Source organism: Pseudonocardia hispaniensis, assembly GCF_042658695.1.
In the GTDB taxonomy this organism is placed as follows: domain Bacteria; phylum Actinomycetota; class Actinomycetes; order Mycobacteriales; family Pseudonocardiaceae; genus Pseudonocardia; species Pseudonocardia hispaniensis.
The window spans coordinates 277,472-298,986 of sequence record NZ_JBHSQW010000035.1; the positions used below are offsets into that span (position 1 = coordinate 277,472).

The 21,515-nt window shown below is 71.0% G+C and carries 20 protein-coding genes; 14 read left to right on the top strand and 6 right to left on the bottom strand.

Annotated elements, in window-relative coordinates; genetic code table 11:
- Window positions 1–32: 32 nt before the first annotated feature.
- The 3 genes from ACFQE5_RS18345 (at window position 33) to msrA (ending at window position 4,351) form a co-directional block, all read left to right on the top strand.
- Window positions 33–1,739 carry a TM0106 family RecB-like putative nuclease gene (locus tag ACFQE5_RS18345; protein ID WP_379586663.1) on the top strand — a complete coding sequence of 569 codons (1,707 nt, stop codon included), beginning with the start codon at window positions 33–35 and terminating at the stop codon, window positions 1,737–1,739.
- 83 nt (window positions 1,740–1,822) lie between these two features.
- Window positions 1,823–3,610, top strand: a complete 1,788-nt coding sequence (locus ACFQE5_RS18350) for a gamma-glutamyltransferase family protein (RefSeq protein WP_379586664.1) — start codon at window positions 1,823–1,825, stop codon at window positions 3,608–3,610.
- 84 nt (window positions 3,611–3,694) lie between these two features.
- Complete coding sequence (msrA, locus tag ACFQE5_RS18355) at window positions 3,695–4,351, top strand: peptide-methionine (S)-S-oxide reductase MsrA (RefSeq protein ID WP_379586665.1); 657 nt, start codon at window positions 3,695–3,697, stop codon at window positions 4,349–4,351.
- Between the two features lie 324 nt (window positions 4,352–4,675).
- Here msrA and ACFQE5_RS18360 read toward each other — a convergent pair whose 3' ends face one another.
- From ACFQE5_RS18360 to ACFQE5_RS18375, 4 genes are all read right to left on the bottom strand, one after another.
- Window positions 4,676–5,434, bottom strand: coding sequence for a transposase (locus ACFQE5_RS18360; RefSeq protein ID WP_379586666.1), 759 nt, complete (start codon window positions 5,432–5,434; stop codon window positions 4,676–4,678).
- Window positions 5,435–5,717: 283 nt separating this feature from the next.
- Complete coding sequence (locus ACFQE5_RS18365; RefSeq protein ID WP_379586667.1) at window positions 5,718–6,626, bottom strand: hypothetical protein; 909 nt, start codon at window positions 6,624–6,626, stop codon at window positions 5,718–5,720.
- Window positions 6,627–6,630: 4 nt separating this feature from the next.
- A complete protein-coding gene (locus tag ACFQE5_RS18370; protein ID WP_379586668.1) occupies window positions 6,631–7,836 on the bottom strand; it encodes a hypothetical protein in 1,206 nt (401 codons plus the stop codon).
- Window positions 7,837–8,093: 257 nt separating this feature from the next.
- Window positions 8,094–8,339, bottom strand: coding sequence for a hypothetical protein (locus tag ACFQE5_RS18375; protein ID WP_379586669.1), 246 nt, complete (start codon window positions 8,337–8,339; stop codon window positions 8,094–8,096).
- A gap of 167 nt (window positions 8,340–8,506) precedes the next feature.
- Here ACFQE5_RS18375 and ACFQE5_RS18380 point away from each other — a divergent pair, with 167 nt between their 5' ends.
- Window positions 8,507–8,890, top strand: coding sequence for a hypothetical protein (locus tag ACFQE5_RS18380; RefSeq protein ID WP_379586670.1), 384 nt, complete (start codon window positions 8,507–8,509; stop codon window positions 8,888–8,890).
- 224 nt (window positions 8,891–9,114) lie between these two features.
- Window positions 9,115–9,669 (top strand): methylated-DNA--[protein]-cysteine S-methyltransferase, encoded by a 555-nt coding sequence (locus ACFQE5_RS18385; protein WP_379586671.1) that lies wholly within the window; start codon window positions 9,115–9,117, stop codon window positions 9,667–9,669.
- Between the two features lie 23 nt (window positions 9,670–9,692).
- Here ACFQE5_RS18385 and ACFQE5_RS18390 read toward each other — a convergent pair whose 3' ends face one another.
- Together ACFQE5_RS18390 and ACFQE5_RS18395 are read right to left on the bottom strand one after the other, a co-directional pair.
- Window positions 9,693–11,792 carry an MFS transporter gene (locus tag ACFQE5_RS18390; protein ID WP_379586672.1) on the bottom strand — a complete coding sequence of 700 codons (2,100 nt, stop codon included), beginning with the start codon at window positions 11,790–11,792 and terminating at the stop codon, window positions 9,693–9,695.
- Window positions 11,792–12,286 carry a MarR family winged helix-turn-helix transcriptional regulator gene (locus ACFQE5_RS18395; RefSeq protein ID WP_379586673.1) on the bottom strand — a complete coding sequence of 165 codons (495 nt, stop codon included), beginning with the start codon at window positions 12,284–12,286 and terminating at the stop codon, window positions 11,792–11,794. The genes ACFQE5_RS18390 and ACFQE5_RS18395 overlap by 1 nt, the downstream gene beginning before the upstream one ends.
- 164 nt (window positions 12,287–12,450) lie before the next feature.
- Here ACFQE5_RS18395 and ACFQE5_RS18400 point away from each other — a divergent pair, with 164 nt between their 5' ends.
- The 9 genes from ACFQE5_RS18400 (at window position 12,451) to ACFQE5_RS18440 (ending at window position 21,446) form a co-directional block, all read left to right on the top strand.
- Window positions 12,451–13,710 (top strand): cytochrome P450, encoded by a 1,260-nt coding sequence (locus tag ACFQE5_RS18400; RefSeq protein ID WP_379586674.1) that lies wholly within the window; start codon window positions 12,451–12,453, stop codon window positions 13,708–13,710.
- A gap of 88 nt (window positions 13,711–13,798) precedes the next feature.
- The gene (locus ACFQE5_RS18405; protein ID WP_379586675.1) at window positions 13,799–14,326 is read left to right on the top strand and encodes a cupin domain-containing protein; all 528 of its coding nucleotides are present in this window, start codon (window positions 13,799–13,801) and stop codon (window positions 14,324–14,326) included.
- A 71-nt stretch (window positions 14,327–14,397) separates the two neighbouring features.
- Window positions 14,398–14,844 carry a hypothetical protein gene (locus tag ACFQE5_RS18410; RefSeq protein WP_379586676.1) on the top strand — a complete coding sequence of 149 codons (447 nt, stop codon included), beginning with the start codon at window positions 14,398–14,400 and terminating at the stop codon, window positions 14,842–14,844.
- A gap of 2 nt (window positions 14,845–14,846) precedes the next feature.
- Window positions 14,847–15,722 carry a DNA-formamidopyrimidine glycosylase family protein gene (locus ACFQE5_RS18415; RefSeq protein WP_379586677.1) on the top strand — a complete coding sequence of 292 codons (876 nt, stop codon included), beginning with the start codon at window positions 14,847–14,849 and terminating at the stop codon, window positions 15,720–15,722.
- 10 nt (window positions 15,723–15,732) lie between these two features.
- Window positions 15,733–16,941: a sensor histidine kinase gene (locus tag ACFQE5_RS18420; protein ID WP_379586678.1), complete on the top strand. Its 1,209-nt coding sequence runs from the start codon at window positions 15,733–15,735 to the stop codon at window positions 16,939–16,941.
- 24 nt (window positions 16,942–16,965) lie between these two features.
- Window positions 16,966–17,841 carry a S49 family peptidase gene (locus ACFQE5_RS18425; RefSeq protein ID WP_379586680.1) on the top strand — a complete coding sequence of 292 codons (876 nt, stop codon included), beginning with the start codon at window positions 16,966–16,968 and terminating at the stop codon, window positions 17,839–17,841.
- 146 nt (window positions 17,842–17,987) lie between these two features.
- Window positions 17,988–18,857 carry a LytR/AlgR family response regulator transcription factor gene (locus tag ACFQE5_RS18430; RefSeq protein ID WP_379586681.1) on the top strand — a complete coding sequence of 290 codons (870 nt, stop codon included), beginning with the start codon at window positions 17,988–17,990 and terminating at the stop codon, window positions 18,855–18,857.
- Window positions 18,854–19,702: a hypothetical protein gene (locus tag ACFQE5_RS18435; protein WP_379586683.1), complete on the top strand. Its 849-nt coding sequence runs from the start codon at window positions 18,854–18,856 to the stop codon at window positions 19,700–19,702. The genes ACFQE5_RS18430 and ACFQE5_RS18435 overlap by 4 nt, the downstream gene beginning before the upstream one ends.
- A gap of 7 nt (window positions 19,703–19,709) precedes the next feature.
- Window positions 19,710–21,446, top strand: coding sequence for a sodium/solute symporter (locus ACFQE5_RS18440; protein ID WP_379586684.1), 1,737 nt, complete (start codon window positions 19,710–19,712; stop codon window positions 21,444–21,446).
- Window positions 21,447–21,515 lie beyond the last annotated feature (69 nt).

A 21,515-nucleotide genomic window follows, 5' to 3' on the forward strand; every position in this document is an offset into this window, starting at 1 on the left:
CGTTGTCGGATGGGGTCATTACTCTCGGAGCCGTGACGGCGACGGTGAACAGCGCGACCGATCCGGCCGCTTCCGGACCGGTCGTGGTGTCGCTGGACGCCTCGGTGACGACGCGGTGCCGGCGGCGCGTCCATCTCGACCACGATTCGCGGGCCGGTGGGGGGCCGCAGGCGCTGCCCGATCCGCTGCTCGAGCAGCGCCGGGCCGACGCCGCGGCGCACCGCGAACAGATCGGGGCGGCGCTGTCCGCGGCGAACGGCGAACGCTGGTGGCGGGTGCCGGCCGAGGTCACCACGCGTGAACGGGTCGAGGCCACCGCGGCGGCGGTCGCCGCGGATGCCCGGCTGATCTGGGGCGCCCAGCTCCCGCGTGATGACGCAGCGGGCCGACGGGGTGGTGCCGAACTGCTGGTGCGGGTGCCCGGCGGCGGGTACCTCCCGGTCATCGTCGTGCGGCACCGGATCACCGACCCGGGTACCGGTGCGCGGACCTCGCCCCTGCTGGAGCCGTTCCCCGAGCGGGCGACGGCCGATCCGGCCCGCAAGACTCGTTCGCAACCGCGTGACCTGCTGCGGCTCGCGCACCTGACCCGCATGCTCGATGCGGCGGGCTGGGCCCCGGCCGCCGATCTGGCCGAGAGCTCGCTCGGCGGTGTGATCGGGATGGACGGCGACGTCGTGGTGTGGCATGACCTGCAGGCGGAGCACTGGCCGGGGGGACGCAGCACCCTCGAGGAGTACGACGAGCGGTTCGCCGACCGGGTCGCCGTCGCCACCGCCGCGGCCGCCGGTGCCCCGGCCCTCGCCCACCCCTCGCGGATCACCGAATGCCGCCGGTGCCCCTGGTGGCCGACCTGCGAGGCCGCGCTCACCCGAGACCAGGACGTGAGCTTGGTGGTGCGCGGCGAGGCGGCCGTGGCGCTGCGCTCGGCCGGTGTCGGCACGGTGGCGGGCCTTGCCGCGCTCGATCCGGCGGCTGAACCGCCGGTGCCGCTGCCCGGGATGCCCTTTGCCGACATGGTCGCGCTCGCCAGGGCCTGGCAGCGCGGGCTCACGGTGGTGCGCCGGGTGCCGCGGGTGCCGGTACCGCGCGCCGACATCGAGGTCGACGTCGACATGGAGAGCTTCGGCGAGGCCGGCGCCTATCTCTGGGGGGCGCTGCTCAGCTATCCCCGCGGCGCCCGCGCCGGGGACGAACCGGCCGGCTACCGAGCGTTCGTCACCTGGGAACCCGTCCCCACCCAGGACGAGCGCCGCTCGTTCGCCGAGTTCTGGACCTGGCTGTCGGGGGTCCGATCCGCCGCCGTGGAAAGCGGGCGCAGCTTCGCCGCCTACTGCTACAACGAGCAGGCCGAGAACCGTTGGCTGATCGCCTCGGCCCGCCGGTTCGCCGGGCACCCGGGGATCCCGTCGGTCGCCGAGGTCGAACGGTTCATCGCGATGCCGGGGTGGATCGACCTGTTCGCGCTGGTCAGCGACTGGTTCCTGTGCGCGCATGGGAAAGGCCTCAAACGCGTCGCCCCCGTTGCGGGCTTCGCCTGGCGCGACCCCGAGGCCGGCGGGGAGAACTCGATGCGCTGGTACCGCGACGCCGTCGGCTTGGGTGGGCGGCCACCCGAGCCGACACAGCGGCACCGTCTGCTGCAGTACAACCAGGACGATGTCGAGGCGACGAGAGCGCTGCGCGAGTGGATGACCTCACCGTCGGTGGAGCAGGTTCCGCTGGCCGCCGACCTCTGATCCCCGCGAGTCGCGGTATTTCCGCGAGTGAGTCGGGGGATCTCCGCGACCGAGACGACACCTCGCCTTGCCAAGGTGTGGACATGGCGCCTCGCACGCACGAGCGACGCGGTCCGCACGGGGCCGCGTCGAGCACGCACTACCTGGGCACATCGACCGCGATGGGGGTGCTGGCCCGCGGCGGCAACGCGTTCGACGCGGCCGTCGCCGCCGGGTTCGTCCTGCAGGTGGTCGAGCCGCATCTGTGTGGCCCCGGCGGCGAGGTTCCCGCGGTCTTCGTCACCGCGACCGACCCGACGCCCCGGGTGCTGTGCGGGCAGGGCGTCGCGCCTGTCGCGGCAAGCATCGCCCGTCTGCGGGACGAGCTGGGGCTGCGGTTCGTGCCGGGGACGGGGCTGCTCGCCGCCGTCGTCCCGGGCGCCTGGGACGGCTGGCTGACGCTGCTGCGCGACCATGGCACGCTCACGCTGCACGCGGTGCTCGAGCCGGCGCTGACCTATGCCGCCGGCGGGTTTCCGCTGGTCCCGCGCATCGAGTCGACGATCGCCACGGTCGCCGATCACTTCAGACAGCACTGGCCGACCTCCGCCGCCCAGTGGCTACCGGATGGCCGGGTGCCCGCCACCGGAGAGACATTCCGGCTGCCGGCGCTCGCCGCGACCTGGCGGCGACTGCTCGCCGCGGCCGTCGGACCCAGCCGGGAGGCGCAGATCGAAGCCGCCCGCAACGCGTGGTATCGCGGGTTCGTCGCCGAGGAGATCGAGACGTTCTGCCGCACTCGGGTCCGTGACGACTCCGGCCGCGACCACGCCGGGCTGCTCACCGCAGCCGACCTCGCCGGCTGGCAGGCGACGTACGAGGACGCCGTGTGTGTCGATACCGGTGATGGCTGGACCCTCGCCAAGCCCGCCGCGTGGTCGCAGGGCCCGGTGCTACCGCAGATCCTGCAGTTGTTGCGCGGCGCCGAGTTGGCCTATCGCGACGGGGTGGCCACGACCGACACCGTGCACGTCGCGGTCGAGGCGGCCAAGCTCGCCTTCGCCGACCGGGAGGCGTGGTACGGCGACAGTCTCGCTGCCCCGGCGCCGCTCGACGTGCTGTTGTCGCGGGCCTACGCGGACGAACGCCGAGCGCTGATCGGCGCGAACGCGTCGAGGGAGCTCCGTCCGGGTCGTCCGGGCGGCCGCACGCCGATGCTCGCCCACCACCTCATCCGATCACGGGATCGGCCCGAGGCCGATGCGCCCGGGTCGGGCGAACCGACCGTGAGCCGCAGCGGTGTGGCCCGTGGCGACACCGTGCATGTCGACGTCGTCGACGCGGCCGGGAATATGATCTCTGCGACGCCGTCGGGGGGCTGGTTGCAGTCGTCCCCAACCGTTCCGGCGCTGGGTTTCTGCCTGGGCACCCGGGCCCAGATGTTCTGGCTGGAGGAGGGGCTGCCCAGTTCGCTGGTGCCGGGCAGACGTCCCCGAACGACGCTGAGCCCGTCGCTCGCGCTGCGTTACGGGGAGCCGCGGCTCGCGTTCGGCACCCCGGGTGGGGATCAGCAGGACCAATGGCAGCTGTGCTTCTGGCTGGCCCACACCGGCGCGGGCCTGGACCTGCAGGCCGCGATCGATGCCCCGGCCTGGCACTCGACGGCGTTCCCGGCCTCGTTCGCGCCGCGGGACTGGCAGCCGGGCGGACTCGTCGTGGAGTCCCGGCTGGGTGCCGCGACGATCGCTGAGCTGCGGCGCCGGGGGCATCACGTCACCGACGCGGGGCCGTGGGCGCTGGGCAGGCTGTGCGCGGTGGGCCGCGGAGGGGGCGGGCTGCTGCGGGCCGCCGCCGATACTCGAAGTGGCGTTGGTGCCGCGGGTGCGTTCTGAGACGTCGGACCGCGTGGACCGGCTCGGAAATACCGCGACTCGCGCTCGGAAATACCGCGACTCGCGGGGCGTAGCCTGGGGGACATGGCGCTGTTCGGACCCAGCAGGTCGCAGATGGTCACCGCGGAGCAGGCGCTGGTGGGACGCCCGACGCCGCTGCCGGTGCCGCGACAGCACTTCGTCAACGGCAACCGCATCCAGCCACCGTTCCCGGACGGGCTCCGGACGGCCGTGTTCGGGATGGGCTGTTTCTGGGGTGCCGAGCGGATCTTCTGGCAGACGCCGGGCGTCTACTCCACCGCCGTGGGCTATGCGGGCGGGTTCACCGAGAACCCGACCTACGAGGAGGTGTGCTCCGGGCTGACCGGGCACGCCGAGGTCGTGCTCGTGGTGTTCGACCCGGCGGTGGTGAGCTACGAGAACCTGCTCAAGGTCTTCTGGGAGAACCACGACCCGACCCAGGGGATGCGCCAGGGCAACGACCGGGGCACCCAGTACCGCTCGGCGATCTACTACGCCGACGACGAGCAGCGCGATCTCGCCGAATCGACCGCGCACACCTACGGTGCGGCGCTGCGTTCGGCGCGCTACGGCGAGATCACCACCGAGATCGCGCCGCTGGACCGGTTCTACTGGGCCGAGGACTACCACCAGCAGTATCTGGCCAAGGTGCCGAACGGCTACTGCGGCATCGGCGGCACGGGCGTGGCATGCCCCGTCGGCACCGGGGTTCAGACCTAGCTTGGTCTTTAACCCGTGCGCTGCTGCCGTGCGGTGATGGTGCGGTCGCGTTTGACCGTTTTCCCGATGTCGTGGCTGGGTGCGGGCCAGTGGTTGCGGGAGCCGGGCGGGCGGCCAGGACCCGGGCGGGTGGGGCGGGTTTCTCCCAGGGGCGGCACAGGTCGGCGGCCAGGGGTCGGGCCAGGCGCAGCTGGGTGTGCGCGGCGGTGATCAACCAGGTCCGCCGCGGCCGGGGTGCGGATCTTCGGGGCGGTCCAGCCCAGGGTCTGTTTGAACAGCCGGAAGGTGTGTTCGAGGTCGAAGCGGGCCAGGTGGTCGGCCGGTTCAGGGCGTTCTCCGGGCCGGGGCGGGGTGGGCGCCCGTTGGTCCCGGGCAGCCGGGGCGGGCGCGGCAGCCGCAGGACCCGGTCCGAGCGGAGCCGCCCGACCAGCTCGACGGCAGGTCGGCCAGCACGTAGGCGAGCCGGGTGATGTCGTAGCCGGCGTCGGCGACGATCACGATGTCCGGGTCGTCCGGCCGCCAGTGCCCGGCGGCGATCAGCCGCTCGATCACCGCGCGCAGCTGGGCGGCGGTCACCGCGGTGGCGTCGTCGGCCGGGCCGAGGCGCACCGCGTCCAGCAGCGCCGTCCACGAGGTCCGGCCCGGCTCCAGCGCGGCGACGAAGGAGTACGGCCAGCCTGGGATCAGCTGCGCGTTGCCCTTCCCCCGGCCGTAGACGTGGCAGAACAGCCGCTGATCGCTGGTCGGGGCGTCCGGGCGCAGCCACGGGCTGACATCGACCGCGAGCACGATCCGCCCGTCGGTCGCCCGGGGCAGCGGCAGCGATGCCAGCGTGCGGCGCAGCCGCTGCGGCTCGATCCGGCCCCGGTTGAGCGCGTCATACATCGCCCCGTGCCCGCGGCGGTGCTCGGCGGTCAGGGTCAGCTCGACCAGCGAGGTCACCGGCCCGTCCGCGCACAACACCGCCTCGGTCAGCTCGAACAACGCATCCGCCCGCGCGGGCAACGAGGCGTAGAGCTTCCGGCGGAACCGGGACAGCTCCCCGAGCGCCGAGGCGTGAGCATGATCGTGCGGACTATCCACCGCAACCCTTGTGTTGATCTTCTTCCTTCGACAGAAGCATGATCAACCAAGGGTTGCGCCCATGATCACCCGGGGTCGACTGCAGCGCGAACACCGGACCACGCGAGCGCGCACGCTGCGAGCTTGATCCAGTACACGCCGGTGAACTGCCTGCTTGCCATCGCGCTGACTACCTCGCTGCTACGCGAAGCTCAGCAGAAGATCATCGACGACGCCGCTAGCGAGGCGGCTGCTTAGGCCAGCCCTGCCACAAGCAACCCTCGACAACGGCGCCAAGTCTCGGCTACTCCGGCAGCGCCTGTAGGTAGGCCGCGCCGATCGCTGGGATCTGAGCCTCGATCGGGTCTCCAGCAAGCGCGTCGATGGCCATAAGCGTGCCTGGCGTACGTGCTGCTCCGAAGAGGTCGCGCAGCGAAGCAAGGCCCTCTCTGGTGACCTCCGCCGTGCGCTCGTCGTCGAGTAGCCGCTCGAAACGCTCGGCCACCTCGTATTCGTCGGTGACCAGCATCAGGCGAATCACATCGCCAGCGTCCTTGTTGTTCAGCCGGTGCGGCTTGCCTTCGGCAACGCGCTCGGCGATCTTGTGCGCTTTGGCTACGAGCAGCGCTGCTGGGCCCGCAACTCGCGCCGGGATGACCCGCCGGTCACTCGGCTCAAGGCTGGCCACGTCCATCACGTCGAAGTCGGCCACCGCAGGCTCGAGGCCATGGACCTGACGAGCCGAGTCCTTCGCGTGCGGCGGCATCTTGACGCTGCGGCGACCTGGTCGGTTCGCCAACGCCTCGGGCACGAGTAGGTCGACTCGGACGTTCGTCTGGACCTTGCCCACGACCTCGACTTTGGCCCAGGTTCCGGGCTTTTCGACGAGCGCGAAGCCAGCGGCTGCCATTGCCTCTTCGACGAGGGGCATCGCTGCGAGCTGCGTCGGGTCGATGTTCAAGTCAGCGTCGCTCGTGAAGCTCGCGACCGTCAGCTCCGGCTCACCAGCGCTACGCAGGTAGATCGCCTGTGCGCCGACGATCGTGATCGCTGCAGCCTGGTCGGCGAGCGCCTCGAGGCTGTCGAGCAGCACGCGGCGGGCAACGACGTTGAGCGGGCCGTGGTCCTCGACACCGAGTCCCTCAGGCAGCCGCGACACGCTGCCCCCGTCCGCCAGTGATCGCCATGGCGTGAACTTAGGCCAGACGATCATCGGGTCAGCTAAGGGGGCTTGGCTGACGCCACGCTTCGACGTTGCTATCCATCCATTCGAGCACGGCTTCACCCTCAGCAGGCATCCGGCCGGGGCCGCTCAGGCAGTCGAGCGCGAGCTGGCTGTAGCCAACAGCTGGAACGCCGTCGATCTCTTGGATCCGCAGGAATGGGGTCCTGTCCGGCGGCTGGAGCATGATCACGTCTGCGCCGCTCGTGCTGGCGTTGAGCGCCTGGTCGACACGCAGCAACCGGAGTCGCTTGGCCACCTCGTCGATCATGTGCGGCCCGGGGGGCACGTAGAGATAGAGCGGGCCGCCGACGGCGAGCGGCGCGACCTGCTTAGTAACGAAGGAGCCAGTGACGACCACCGGGTCCTCGTCGGTTCGGCGAGCTCGCAGCTCTTCGGCCAACGACGCCAAGTCACCTAAGAGCGCTGGCCTACCGCGGCGTGCGATCGCAGCGACATGCAAACCGCTGCGCATCAGCTGGTAGCTCGCAGCCCTCGAGCGTAACAGGCCCTTCCAGTCGATCTCGGTGATCAGTCGCCCCTCGCGCTTGATCAACGCCTCGTTGGTCAGCGTGTCGAGCAGCTTCGAGACATAGCCCTGGCTGATTCCAGTTCGCTCAACGAGCTCGGCAGCCATCCGCGGGCCGTCGAAGTCGACCAGCTCGCGTACGAATCGACCGGCTCGTGGCCCAGACAGACCCCGGTGACTGCGCTGTTCTGGGATCGGGCTTTGGCGAGCACCGTCGGTCCTGATGACGACTGCCGGGCGGGCGATTTTGATGCCAACGTTGCCCGTCAAGTCCAAGTAGCCAATCCCGCGCTCCTCGAGAACCTCGCGGCTGCGCGCGCTGATCCAGGGGGCCACGACGAGCAAGCGGCCTTCTGCGATCAAGCCCGGCTCAGCCAGCCGTTCAGCTGCCCAGCGCAGTTGGTCGGCCAGCTTGGAGGCCATCAGCGGCGAGAGCTTCGCCATCTTGGCTTCGATCAGCACCAGCGCTGGCCTGGTTCGAGCCCGGGTTGGCTCGAGCATCCAGGCTTCGTCGAAGCCGAGGCCCCTAACGTTGCTTAGCTCCTTGCTAAGCTGAGCCACAATCTGCTGTGGAGCGAAGGCTACGATCTCCCAGCCCTCCCCCAGCAGCTGCTGAAGCTTCATCCTGGCCTGTACGAGCAGGTCAGCCTCGTTGTCTGGCAGGACCGTCATGCATCCATGATGCCAGGAATATTCCTATGCGCTAGGCATGCCCACATTGGGAAACCTGACGATCCTGGAATTCCTTAGCTCCTGACGCACAGTCACGGGCTGTCTGGCCGCCAGGCGAGCCTGCCCCCTCGGGTCCAGTGATATTCCTAGACGCTGGACATGCCCGAGCTGGGAAACCTACTGATCCTGGAATCCTTAGCCGCCTCGGGGGTGAACATCGACTGCCTCACGTAGGCGCGACGACGTTCCATCGGTCACTACCCCTCCGGAGCAACGACCCGCAGTACGTGAAGCGGGCGGTGCGCGATGAGCGCGCCCTCGTTCTCGACCAGCTTGCCGCCAGACATCAGGCCTTCTGTGGCCGACCGCATCGTTCCCGAGGCGCCAACCATCCAGGCGACGACGGGCGCAGTGGTCGGCTCGTCGTAAGTGTCGAGTTCGGCCAGCCAGCCTGGCTCGGCTGGCAAGACCGCATGCAGCCGCTCGGTGGGCACGAGCTGCACGAAGCCATCGAGCGAGGCAGCGGGACCCGCTGCCCAGCAACCGGGTCAACGACAAGCGGGTCACCGTCGGTCGACCAGTCATCGACAGGTAGGCCGCGGATGGTGGGCTCCTCGCGCAGCGGGTTGGCGAGGTCGACGAGGTAGACCGCTCGAAAGCCTGCGGTCGTTTGGGGCTGTCGCTGCGTGAAGTCGGGCGTGCGCTGGATGATCCCGGCTTCACGCCCTCGGAGCTCGTCGACGATCTCATCCGCCAGACGCGCGAGCGCATTGCGGGTGAGACGGAGCTGCTCACCCGACTCCGTCGGATCGGTGCCGCGGAACCCGCCGACTGGCAGGACGTCCTGCAGACCGTTGTGCTGCTGCAGGACGCCCTCGCCGGCTGCCTCGCCCGGGACGCCATCGCATCGTCGGCACGCCGACGGCTGACCCAGGCGCTCGCGGATACCCCGGGGGCAACGGCCTCACGTGCCCTCGCGGAGCTGTCCAACGACGAGGACCGGATCGTTGCGCATACTGCGGCATACGTTCTCCAGCTACGCAACGGGCGCTAACGGATCACGCGGTCCCGGCGTTGCGTTCCGGGTGGTGGACGCGGGTGGGCGAGTACCTCATCGGCGTGCGACCACCCGCGTGCTCGCCCTCGATCAAGCCCGCCCGCTACCCCGGACGGGGCCCGGGGTAGCGGCGTCGCCGGGGAGCGAACACCTCACTAACGACGTACGGCCATTCGGGTGACGCCCCGTTCGTGTCAGGAGGCCGGGGTAAGGATGGGGACATGGCCATGGCCTGGACGACGGTGCCTGCCCCGGCCCCGATCGGAGCCCTCACCGTCGGCGTGAGCACCGATGGCGCGGTCGCTCACGTCGGGTTCGGTGACGTTCCGGGCCGGGTCGCCGGGGCGGCCCGGCGGCTCGGCGAGGATCTCGTCGCCGACCCGGAGCGGACGGCGCCGGTCGTCGCGCAGCTCACCGAGTACCTCGCCGGTACTCGGCGGGTGTTCGACCTCGACATCGACTGGCGGGGGACCGGCGGCACCCGGCGCACGGTGCTGCAGACCCTCTACACGAGCGTCGGCTACGGGGAGACGATCAGCTACGGCGAGCTGGCGGTTCGCAGCGGCGCCTTCGCCGACGGCTGGACGGGGTCCCGCGGCGTCGGGTCGATCATGGGGTCGAACCCGGTCCCGGTGATCGTCCCGTGCCATCGGGTGCTGGCCGCAGCCGGGCCGGGACGGCTCGCGCTCGGCGGGTTCGGCGGCGGTCGCGCCGCCAAGGAGTGGCTGCTCGCCCTGGAGGGTGTGCTCACTCCCGCACTCGACCTCGGCTGGTGATCCGGGACCGGGCGGATCCCGTGTCAGCGGGCCTCGTCACCCGGCTCGACCCCGTTCCGGCCGGGGGTCGGCGCCGCGAACTCGACCACGGTGCTCGTCGCGCTGTCCGCGGCAACCTGCACCACGGTCGCGGTCGGCGCGTACCCGCTCGCGGTGAGGGTGTAGGTGCCCGCGGCGAGATCGTCGAAGACGAACTGCCCCTCGCCGTCCGTGAGCACCGAGCCGACCACCGTCCCGCTCGGGTCGGTCAGGGTGGCGAGCACCTCGGCGACGCCGTGGCCGGTACCGGCGGCGGTCACGGTGCCACTGAGCCGGCCCCGACCGGATGGTTCACCGCCCACCCCGTCGCCGGACGGCGCGGTGCCGGCGATCGTCGGATCGGTCTGCTTCAGGGCGGCGACGGCGGCCGCCGGCTCGGGCAGCGCCTCGGCGTCCTCGGCGTCCTCGGCGGCCCGGGCCTGCACCCCCGACATCGTGCGCAGCGGAACTTCCTTGATGAGCAGCGCGAGCAGGAACGCCAGCACGAGCACCCCGGCGACCACGGCGAACGTCAGCGTCATCGACTCGGCGAAGCCGACCAGGAACGGACGCGCCAGCCGCGGATCGATGTGCTGCAGGAACGACGAGTCGTTGAGCACACCGGTGCTGTCGGTGCCGCCGCCGCTGCTCAGCGCGTGCAGCACCGGCCCGTTGGCGGGGTTGGCGTGGACGGCGGGGTCGGTCAGCGCGCTGCGGAACTCGGGCGTGCCCGCGGCGGCCCGGAACGCGTTGGCGATCTTGTCGCCGACGGTGGAGAACACGATCGAGAGGAAGACCGCGACGCCCAGGGTGCCACCGAGCTGCCGGAAGAAGGTGGCCGAGGCCGTGGCGACGCCCATGTCTCGGGCGGGCACCGCGTTCTGCACGGCGAGCACGAGGGTCTGCATGCAGCAGCCGAGACCCAGCCCGAGCATCGCCATGTAGAGGTCGAGCTCCCAGAGCGGGATGTCAACGGTGATCGTGAAGTGCATGAGCAGCATCGCGCCGATCATGAGCGCGGTACCGAGGACCGGGAAGATCTTGTACCGACCGGTGCGCGAGGTGATCTGGCCGGAGGTGATCGAAGCCAGCATGATGCCGGCGACCAGCGGCAGCATCAGAAAGCCCGACTCGGTGGGCGTCACGCCGTGCACGATCTGCAGGAACAGCGGCAGCAGCACGATGCCACCGAACATGCCCATCCCGATGACGAACCCGGCGGCGCTGGTTGTCGCGAAGACCCGGTTGCGGAACAGCCGCAGCGGCAGCAGGGCGTCCTCGCCGTAGTGCCGCTCGGCGAACACGAACGCCACCACCCCGACGATGCCGATGACGTAGCAGACGAGGGCCTTGGTGGAGTCCCAGCCCCATTCGCGACCCTGCTCCGCGACGATCAGCAGCGGCACGAGGCCGATCGCCAGCGAGACCGCGCCGGGCCAGTCGATACGGTGTGCCCGCCGGGTGTGCGGAACGTTGAGCACCTTGGCCACGACGATCAGCGCGATCGCGCCGAGCGGCACGTTGACCAGGAAGATCCAGCGCCAGCCGTCGATCCCGAGGATGCTCTGCTGGCCCGACAGCACACCGCCGATGACCGGGCCGATCACGCTGGAGGTGCCGAACACGGCGAGGATGTAGCCCTGGTACCGGGCCCGCTCCCGGGGCGGGACGATATCGCCGAGGATGGTCAGGGCCAGCGCGAACAGGCCGCCCGCGCCCAGCCCCTGCACCGCACGGAAGGCGGCGAGCGAGTACATCGACGTCGCGAACGTGCACAGTACCGAGCCGAGGATGAAGATCGAGATCGCGATCAGGAAGAACGGTTTGCGGCCGTAGATGTCCGAGAGCTTGCCGTACAGCGGGGTGCTGATCGTCCCGGTGATGAGGAACGCGGTCGTGGCCCAGGCCTGCAGGCTGAGGCCGCCGAGGTCGTCGGCGATCACGCGGATGGCGGTCGAGACGACGGTCTGGTCGAGCGCGGCGAGGAACATGCCCAGCGCGAGACCGACCAGAATCGTGACGATCTGGCGGTGGCTGAGCTCTCCCGGGCTGCGCGTCGGCGGGACCGGTGCGCGGCTCGCCACGTCGGCGGCCTCCGTGGACATCAGATTCCCCCTCCGGGCCGGCTCGCGAGCACGGCCGGTACATCGTGACGTTGGAAGTCGGCGGTGAACCGCCCGAGGAGCTCGACGAGCTGGCGACGCTGTTCGCGAGGCCAGTCGGCGATGGTCGCGGAGATGACCTCGGCCCGGTAGCGGCGGCTGTGCTCGAGCGCCGCGAGGCCCTGCTCGGTGACGGCGAGCAGGCTGGCGCGCCCGTCCTGCGGGTCGGCCCGCCGTTCGAGCAGGCCGTCCTTGACCAGGGCCGCGACCCGCCGGCTCACGGTGGACGGGTCGGCGCAGACCGCCTCGGCGACATCCACGGCGCGCTGCGGACCCTGGCTCGCCAGGCGGACCAGGACCTGGAAGCCGGCCCGGTCCATCCCGGCCGCGCCCGGATATCGGGCGGAACGCTGGACGAGCCGGATGAGCATCGCAAGCTCGCGGGCGAGCGCGTCCGCGAGCTCGAGGTCCTCAGGGGTGAGCGTCGCTTCACCCACCGTCATCACTTCCCGACTTTGCTTCATCTTTACTTTGCGTGCGTCATGCAAGAAGTTGCAGTGACCAACCATGCACCCGGTGGGCGATCACCGGCAACCCGGATCGACGGCGCCGGGGATGAGAGTCCGGCCACAGTGACGACGATCGTGCCTACGATTGCCCCATGCCCGCGCCGCCCACGACCGGGATACCGGACGTCTTCGATCCCCGGATCTTCGCCGACGGCGTCCCGCACGATGCGCTGCGCTTCCTGCGTGACCATCACCCCGTCTGCTGGCAGGACGAGCACGAGGTCGGCATCTGGCCGGCGGGCCCCGGCTTCTGGGCCGTCACGCGCTACGCCGACGTCTGGCACGTGCTGCGCAACCCGCAGGACTTCTCCTCCGCCCTGGGCGCCACCCAGATCCGCGACCCCGATCCCGCGGACCTGCCGTTCATCCGCCGGATGATCCTCAACATGGATCCGCCCGAGCAGACCCGGCTGCGCCGGTTGGTCACCGGCGCGTTCAGCCGCCGCCGGCTCGAGCGGTTCACCGAGCAGATCACCCAGCGGGCCCGCGACCTGCTCGACGCCGTTGCGGGGGCCGGGGAATGCGACCTGCCCGCCCACGTGACCGACGACTTTCCGCTGCTGAACCTGGCCGACCTGCTCGGCGTCCCGCCCGCCGACCGGCAGCTGCTGCTGGAGTGGACCAACCGGGTCATCGGGTACCAGGACCCGGAGCACGCCACCACCGCCTACGGCGCCGACGGTAAGCCGATCAACCCGCGTTCGCCGGCCGCGCTGGCCGACATGTTCGACTACGCGCAGGCGCTCGCCGAGCGCAAGCAGCGGGAGCCCGCCGACGACGTGATGACCGCGCTGGTCCACGCCGAGGTCGATGGGGAGCGGCTCACCGACGCCGAGTTGAAGATGTTCTTCTTCCTGCTCGTCATCGCGGGCAACGACACCGTGCGCAGCGCGCTGCCGGGCGGGGTGGCGGCGCTCGTCGGGCATCCGGACGTCTATGCCCGGCTGCGGGCCGACCTCACCGGGCTGCCGCTGGCCATCGAGGAGATGCTGCGCTGGCATCCACCGGTGCTGACGTTCCGCCGCACCGCCACCCGCGACCTGGTACTGGCCGGTCAGCCGATCGCGGCCGGTGACAAGGTCGTCGTCTACCACGTCTCGGCGCATCGCGACGAGCGCCGGTTCCCCCGGCCCGACGTGTTCGACCCGGCCCGGGAGCCGAACGACCATCTGGCGTTCGGTCAGGGCCCGCACCTGTGTCTGGGGGCGGCGTTCGCCCGGATGCAGATGCGGATCTTCTTCACCGAGTTCCTGACCCGGTTGCCGCAGGTCGAGCCTGCCGGGCCGGCCCGGCGGCTGACCTCGAACTTCATCAACGGGCTGAAGTCGCTGCCGCTGCGCTGGGCGGGCTGAGCCGTTCGGCCCCGGGTCGCGTCATGGAGCCATGACGGTGCCGGGACGGGGCCTGTCGTAGTCTCCCCGCACGGACGGAGGAGGCGCGGTGAGGAAGATCGGCCGGACGACGGCGGTGCTGGCGGCGGCCGGGATCCTGCTGGCGAGCTGTGCGCAGCCCGGCCAGCTCGGGATGCCGTTGCCCGAGACGACCCCGCCCGCCCCGGCCGACGCCCAGCCCGTCCCCGAGCCGGTCGGCGGAACCACCGAGCTCGCCGCGGGCACCCTGCACGACCGGCTGCGGCTGCGCACGACCGAACCCACGGCCTTCTCGGTGCGGACGGTCGTGCTGCCCCCGGGCGAATCGACCGGTTGGCATCGCCACCCCGGGACCGAGCTGTCGATCGTCAAGTCCGGGACCGTCGGCGTCGTCCGGCAGGACGCCTGCGAGCCCACCCACCACGGTCCCGGCGACGCGGTCCACGTCGACGACCGGGTCCCGCACCAGATGCGCAACGACGGCACCGAGCCGGTCGAGTTGGTCGTCGCCTATCTGCTGGTGCCGGGTGCTCCGGAGCAGACCGACGTCGCCCCCGGATGTCCGGTACCACCTTCCCCTGAACAGGGGAACCACTAGCCGTTCGGTGATCGCGACTGCCCGGTGCACTGTGGGAAAGTGAGCCGGGCATCGACGAAACGGCGGAGATGATGGGGACGAAGACGGTCGCCGGGGCCGACGGGCGGACCTGGCTGGTGCGCCGGAACATCGAGTGGTCGACCCCCGCCACCGGGGATGACTTCGAGCACGACGTGGACGGCGGCCGCGGAGCCGCGGTGATGATCCTCTCCGCGCTGTTCCTGTTCTGGGTCATCCTCATCGCATGGACCCCCGCTCAGGTGCACATCCCGTGGTGGCTCTGGGTGCTCGCGATGCTGGCGTTCGGGTTCTTCCCGGTGCGCTGGGTGCTGCGCAGGCCGTGGACGATCGTTGCCACGACCCAGGGCAGCTACGAGGACGGCCTGCCCGCCGAGCACTGGTCGGGGATGGTCCGCGGGCTCACCCGCTCGCGCGAGGAGATGCGGGTGGTGGTGCGCAGCCTGCGTACCCGTGCCACCCCGGGATACGCCGACAGCCCGCTGCAACCGGTGAACTAGTCGTGCCCGAGCTGCCGGAGATCGAGGCGCTGGCGCACCATCTACGCGAGCACGCCGCGTACCGGGCGGTCGCGCGGGTCGACGTGGCCGGCATGAGCGCGCTCAAGACCGCCGACCCGCCGATGTCCGAGCTGGTCGGACGGGTTGTCACGGGCGCGGCCCGGTACGGGAAGTTCCTCGCCGTCGAGTTCGCCGACCGGCCTGGCGCGCCGTTGCACCTGATCATCCACCTGTCCCGGGCCGGCTGGCTGCGCTGGCACGAGGTCGCGGCGGCGACACCGCCCAAACCGGGCCGCGGGCCGCTCGCGCTGCGCGTGCACCTCGACGCGGTGGGCGGGCCCGGGTTCGACCTCACCGAGGCGGGCACCCAGAAGCGGCTGTCGGTCCACCTGGTGCGCGATCCGGCGGAGGTGCCCGGTATCGCGCGGCTGGGACCGGACGCGCTGACGCTGAGCCGCGACGAGCTCGGCGGACTGCTCGCGGGCCGGTCCGAACGGATCAAGACGCTGCTCGTCGACCAGGCCACGATCGCCGGGATCGGAAACGCCTACAGCGATGAGATCCTGCACACGGCGGCGCTGTCCCCCTATGCCGGGAGCGGGCGGCTCACCGATGGGCAGATCGACGCCCTGCACAGCGCGCTGCGCGCGGTCCTCACCGACGCCGTCGAGCGGTCGGTGGGGCAGGGCGTTGCCATGTTGAAGGGGGAGAAGCGCTCCGGGCTGCGGGTGCATGCCCGCACCGGACTGCCCTGCCCGGTCTGCGGCGATACGGTGCGGGAGGTGTCCTTCGCCGACCGGGCCTTCCAGTACTGTCCCGGTTGTCAGACCGGAGGCAGACCGCTCGCCGACCGGCGCCTGTCCCGGCTGGTGAAGTGAGGGTCGGAAAGTGGGGGACCTGTTCGATTCGCCGACCGCGCTGCTGGTGCTCGTGGGCATCGTCGTCGCCATCGTCGTCGTGGTGCTGCTCCTGCAGCTGCGCAGGGCCCGGCGCAACACGTTCGCCACTCCGCTCGAACGGGCCACCTTCGCCACCCTGCACACCGTGGCGCTGGCCGCGCCCGCGCTGCGCGAGGGCCTCTCGCCGAGTTCGGCCGCGTTCGCCCTGCCCTACCTGCGGACGTTGCTGGAGACCTGCGCGCTCGCCATGACCGACGTCCGCGGTGAGCCGCTCGCCTGGGACGGTAGTGCGGACCAGCACAAACCCGACGTCGTCGCGCTCGCCGACCAGGTCATCGCCACCGGACGCCAGCAGGTCGCGTCGCATACGTCGATCTCCTGCGACCACCCGCACTGCGAGGTCCGCGGCATCGTCGTGGTTCCGCTGGAGACGGATGGGGCGATCGTCGGGACCCTCGCCGCACTGACGACCTCGACAGCGGGGCCGGTGCTGCTGCGGGCCACCGCCGAGGTCGCGCGCTACGTCTCCAGCCAGCTCGAACTCGCCGAGCTCGACGAGTCGCGCGCCCGGCTGGCCCGTGCCGAGGTCCGGGCGCTGCGCGCGCAGATCTCCCCGCACTTCGTCTACAACGCGCTGACCACCATCGCCTCGTTCATCCGCACCGATCCGATACGTGCCCGCGAGCTGCTCATCGAGTTCGCCGACTTCACCCGATACTCGTTCCGGGCGGCGGGCGAGTACACCACGCTCTCGGACGAGCTGACCAACATCGAGCGATACATCTCCCTGGAGAAGGCCCGGTTCGGCGACCGGCTCAACATCAAGCTGCAGATCGCGCCCGAGGTGCTCAACGTCGTGCTGCCGTTCCTGGCCCTGCAGCCGCTGGTGGAGAACGCCGTGCGGCACGGGCTGTCGGGCAAGCCGCACGGCGGTACGGTCACGATCACCGCGGAGAACGCAGGCGCCGAATGCGTGATCATCGTGGAGGACGATGGCGTCGGGATGGACCCGGCCCGGCTCACCGAGGACCTCGACGACGCCCACCTCTCCGGCGCGCACGTCGGCCTCGGCAACGTCGACGACCGGATGCGGTCGGCCTTCGGCGACGACTTCGGATTGGTCGTGGACACCAACATCGGGGCCGGTATGAAGATCACGCTACGGGTGCCGAAGTTCCGCGCGGGCATCCGTGTGTGAGCCGCTGACGCGTACCGTGGCGCCATGGACTCTTTCCGCATCCCGGACCGGCTGGTTTCCCACCTACCGGGGCGGTTCGGGGAGCGCGCGGACCGGCGTGTGGTGTCGCTCGTCCGGCTGCACGGAGTGATCACCCCGGCGGCCACCCCGGTGCCCCGGACAGTGATCAACATTGCGTCCCTCGACAGGGTCCTGGAGCGCGCCTTCGCCCCCGAACGGCTCGCCGCCGTCGCCCTGCAGATCAACTCGCCGGGTGGCTCAGCCACCCAGTCGGCCCTGGTCGCCGACCGGATCCGGGGGCTGGCCACCAAGCGCGACATACCGGTGCTGGCCTTCTGCGAGGACGTCGCCGCATCCGGCGGGTACTGGCTGGCGTGCGCCGCCGACGAGATCTATGCCCATGCGACGTCACTGGTCGGGTCGATCGGGGTCGTCTCCCACAGCTTCGGGCTGGAGGGCCTGTTGCAGCGGGTCGGCATCGAGCGGCGGCTCTACACAGCCGGTGAGTCGAAGTCGCGGCTCGACCCGTTCCTGCCGGAGAAGCCCGAGGACGTCGAGTGGCTGCGCGGCCTGCAGGGCGAGCTGCACGAGATGTTCCAGCACTGGGTGCTCGAGCGCCGGGGTGAGCGGCTGAAGGCCGGGGCAGACCTGTTCACCGGCGACATCTGGACCGGCCCCAAGGCCGTCGAGCTCGGCCTCATCGACGGGCTGGGGACGCCTCGGGGAGTTCTGGCCGAACGCTTCCCGGACGCGGAGATCACACCGGTCGAGGCTCGCAGGCCGCTGCTGGCCCGGCTCGGTCTCGGGGCTCCCGCGGCGGTGTCGGCACCGCTGGATGTGCTGGTCGGAGCCATGGAGGCAGCGGACGTTCGGGCTCACTGGGCACGATACGGTTTGTAGCTAACCGTGACGGTTCGGATTCGTTCGGTACCGGAATGTGGTTGTGCCCTGGCACTCGGCCCGATTCACCGTCACCATAGTCGATGAGGCGAGGTGATCGTTCCGATCGCCCGCCGGAGCGCCGGACTCGGCAGGATGAGGAGATCGTGGACAGTAACGACAGCTCCGGTGGCCTGGTCGTCCTGGCGGTGGACGACGAGGAGCCGGCTCTCGAAGAACTGGCCTTCCTGCTCGCCGAGGACCCCCGCGTCGGCACGGTGCTCAAGGCCTCCGACGCGACCGAGGCGTTGCGGATCCTCAACAGTAGACAAAGCGCGCGCGAGGCCCCCCCGGTCCCCGGGCGGGGCGGGCCCCCGCACCCGGCGACCGGCACCAGGCTGGCCGAACGCACCGACGTGGACGTCGTCTTTCTCGACATCCGGATGCCCGGCCTCGACGGTCTCGAGCTCGCCAGGGTCTTCTCATCGATGGTCACTCCGCCCGCGGTCGTGTTCGTCACCGCGCACGACGACCGGGCCGTCGACGCTTACGAGGTCGGCGCCGTCGACTATCTGCTCAAGCCGCTGCGTTCGGAGCGGCTGGCCGCCTCGCTCGACCGTATCCTCGCCAGCCGAACCGTTCCCACCGCCGAACCGGCGCAACCCGAGAGCAGCGAGGACGAGGTCATCCCCGTCGAGCTGGCGGGCACCACCAAGCTGGTGCCGCGGTCAGCGGTGCGCTACGTCGAGGCCCAGGGCGACTACGCTCGGCTGCACACGCACGACGGCAGTCACCTGGTCCGCATTCCGCTCTCGGTGCTCGAGGACCGCTGGCGTGACGCCGGGTTCGTCCGGATCCATCGCTCGTTCCTGGTGGCGTTGCCGCTGGTCACCGAGCTGCGGCTGGCGGGTTCCGGCTACGTGGTGCGGGTCGGTTCGGGCCCGGACACCGCCGAGCTCCCGGTCAGCCGACGGCACACCCGTGAGCTGAAGGACCGCCTGGTGCGCGCGACGAAACAGGCGTGGAGCCAGCGGTGAGCACCGACACCGACGGCGCGGTGCCGTCGGTGTCGTCCGGAGCGGGACACCACCCGGCCGGTCAGCGGCCGGGCCCGGCGGCCCGGCCGCTGACCCTGGTGTCCGCGGCCGCCGATCGCCTCGACCCGGCCGAGCGCGACCCGGCCGAGCAGGACCCGGCCGAGCACGACCTGGCCGAGCAGGACCCGGCCGAGCGCGACCCGGCCGAGCGCGACCTGGCCGAGCAGGACCCGGCCGAGCAGGATGTGTCGCCCAGCGAGCCGACCTCCGGGCCGCTCTGGCTGCAGGCCGAGATTCGGCGGCGGATGGAGGCCAACCGCTCGACGGGCGGGGGGCGGCACGCGCGCCGCGAGGGGGTGGACCGCCCGGGCATCGAGGACTACCTGGGGCGCGACGAGGAGCCCGGAGCGGCCACGAGTCGTCCCGCCCCGCCCGCCGACCCAGACCGGCCCACCGCTGACCTCACCGACCGCCATGATCCCGCCGTCCCCGCCCGGGTCCGCGTCGTGCTCTCCGAACGGAAGGCCAGCGTCGCCCGCTCGGTGCGCACCGTGGTCGATGTGCAGGAGCTGACGCCGGTCGGCGACCTGCTGCGCACCAACCTCATCGGCAACCAGCTCAACGCGGCGCTGCGGGTCGCGGCGGTCGCCGGCGTCGTGCTCGCGGTGCTACCTGTCACCTTCGCGGTGTTCCCGGAGCTGGGGCGGATGAGCGTCCTCGGGTTCCGGCTGCCGTGGCTGCTGCTCGGTCTGCTCGTCTATCCGTTCCTGCTCGGCCTGGGCTGGTGGTACACCCGCTCCGCGGAGAAGGTCGAGCAGGAGTTCGCCGACCACGTGCAGGACTGAGGGGCAGTTGAGCACATCAGCACTCATCGCTCTGACCGCGATCGCGTTCGTCGGGGTCACCTCGGCCGTCATCGGCTCGATCGGGGTGCGGATCGCCCGCAGCACCTCGGACTTCCTGGTCGCGTCCCGCACCGTGGGCCCCGTCGCGAACGCCAGCGCGATCTCGGGGGAGTACCTGTCCGCCGCGATGTTCCTCGGCATCGCCGGGCTGATCCTGCGAGAGGGCACCGATGCGCTCTGGTACCCGATCGCCTTCACCGCCGGCTACCTGGCGCTGCTGCTGTTCGTCGCCGCGCCGCTGCGCCGTTCGGGGGCCTACACGGTGCCCGACTTCGCCGAGGTCCGACTCGGCTCCGCCGGGCTGCGTCAGGTGTGCACGGTGTTCGTGCTGCTCATCGGATGGCTCTACCTCCTTCCCCAGCTGCAGGGCGCTGGGCTGGCCCTGACCACGCTGACGGGGCTGCCGAGCTGGATCGGAGTCGCCGGGGCCGGGATCGTCGTCGTGCTGACCGTGGTCGGTGGCGGGATGCGGTCGATCACGTTCGTGCAGGCGTTCCAGTACTGGCTCAAGCTGACCTCGGCGGCGGTGCCGGTCCTGATCATCGGCGGGCTGTTCCTGTCCGACTCGCGCAGCTTCGACCGGCCGTCGGCGCCGCAGTTCCCGGTGGACACCACGGTGCGCATCCACACCGATGTCGTGCTGCAGGTCGCCGGCCCGGTGACCGTGGAGGCCACCGGGGAGGTCGACGGCCGCGCGGTCGACGGGCCGGTGCACTGGGATCCGGGCGAGCATGTCATCCGGGAGGGCAGCTCGCTGCATTTCGCGTCCGGGACCGAGGTGCCGACCCCGGCGGGCTCACCGGTCACCGACCAGGACTGGCTCAGCCCGATGTCGGGCACGGCGCCGAACCAGCTACTGGAGATCTACTCGATCCTGATCGCCGGGTTTCTCGGCACCATGGGGCTGCCGCACATCCTGGTCCGCTTCTACACCAACCCCGACGGTGAGGCCGCCCGCCGCACGACTGTGCTCGTCCTGGCAATGATCGGCGGGCTCTACCTGCTCGTGACCCAGCTCGGCGCGCTCACCCGGATCTACACCCCGCAACTGCTGGTCACCGGCCAGACCGACGCTGCGGTGTTGCTGCTACCGACCGCCGCCCTCGGTGCAGGCTGGTTCGGCTGGATGATCAGCGGCCTGGTCGCGGCGGGTGTCGCGGCGGCGTTCCTGGCCACCTCGTCGGGGCTGGTCGTCAGCCTCGCCGGGGTGTTGTTCACCGATGTGCTGAAGGGGCGGCTGCGCGACTTCCGGATCGCCGCCGTGATCTCCTCGATCCTGCCCATCGTGCTGGCCCTCACGGTCACCCGCCTGGACTTCGCGTTGACCGTTCCGCTGGTGTTCGCCGTGGCCGCCTCCACGTTCTGCCCGTTGCTGGTGCTGGGCATCTGGTGGCGAGGTCTGACGCCTACCGGAGCGATCGCCGGCGTCCTGACCGGTGGCTGTCTCTCGGCGGGCGGGGTCATGGCGAGCCTGTTCGCGGTCGCGCCGCCGGGTCTGCTCGGGATGCTGCTGCAGCGGCCTGCCGCGGTCACGGTGCCCGCCGCGTTCCTGACGATGATCGTGGTCAGCCTGCTGACCCGCTCCGGGGTGCCGGCCGACGTCGACCGGACGCTGCTGCGGCTGCACGCCCCGGAGCGACTCGGCCTGACCACCGCCAAGTTCGACGCGCACGACGATCGGTGACCGCCGCCCGCTCGCCGATCGGACCCGTTCGCTCACCCGGCCATGACGTCACCCGTGCGAGGATTTCGC

What these genes read in the sequence shown, in the direction of transcription:
- ACFQE5_RS18350 (WP_379586664.1), top strand. Translation starts at nt 1,823, where the DNA reads ATGGCGCCTCGCACGCACGAGCGACGCGGTCCGCACGGGGCCGCGTCG.
- msrA (WP_379586665.1), top strand. Translation starts at nt 3,695, where the DNA reads ATGGCGCTGTTCGGACCCAGCAGGTCGCAGATGGTCACCGCGGAGCAG.
- ACFQE5_RS18365 (WP_379586667.1), bottom strand. Translation starts at nt 6,626, where the DNA reads ATGATCGTCTGGCCTAAGTTCACGCCATGGCGATCACTGGCGGACGGG.
- ACFQE5_RS18370 (WP_379586668.1), bottom strand. Translation starts at nt 7,836, where the DNA reads ATGACGGTCCTGCCAGACAACGAGGCTGACCTGCTCGTACAGGCCAGG.
- ACFQE5_RS18385 (WP_379586671.1), top strand. Translation starts at nt 9,115, where the DNA reads ATGGCCATGGCCTGGACGACGGTGCCTGCCCCGGCCCCGATCGGAGCC.
- ACFQE5_RS18390 (WP_379586672.1), bottom strand. Translation starts at nt 11,792, where the DNA reads ATGTCCACGGAGGCCGCCGACGTGGCGAGCCGCGCACCGGTCCCGCCG.
- ACFQE5_RS18400 (WP_379586674.1), top strand. Translation starts at nt 12,451, where the DNA reads ATGCCCGCGCCGCCCACGACCGGGATACCGGACGTCTTCGATCCCCGG.
- ACFQE5_RS18410 (WP_379586676.1), top strand. Translation starts at nt 14,398, where the DNA reads ATGGGGACGAAGACGGTCGCCGGGGCCGACGGGCGGACCTGGCTGGTG.
- ACFQE5_RS18425 (WP_379586680.1), top strand. Translation starts at nt 16,966, where the DNA reads ATGGACTCTTTCCGCATCCCGGACCGGCTGGTTTCCCACCTACCGGGG.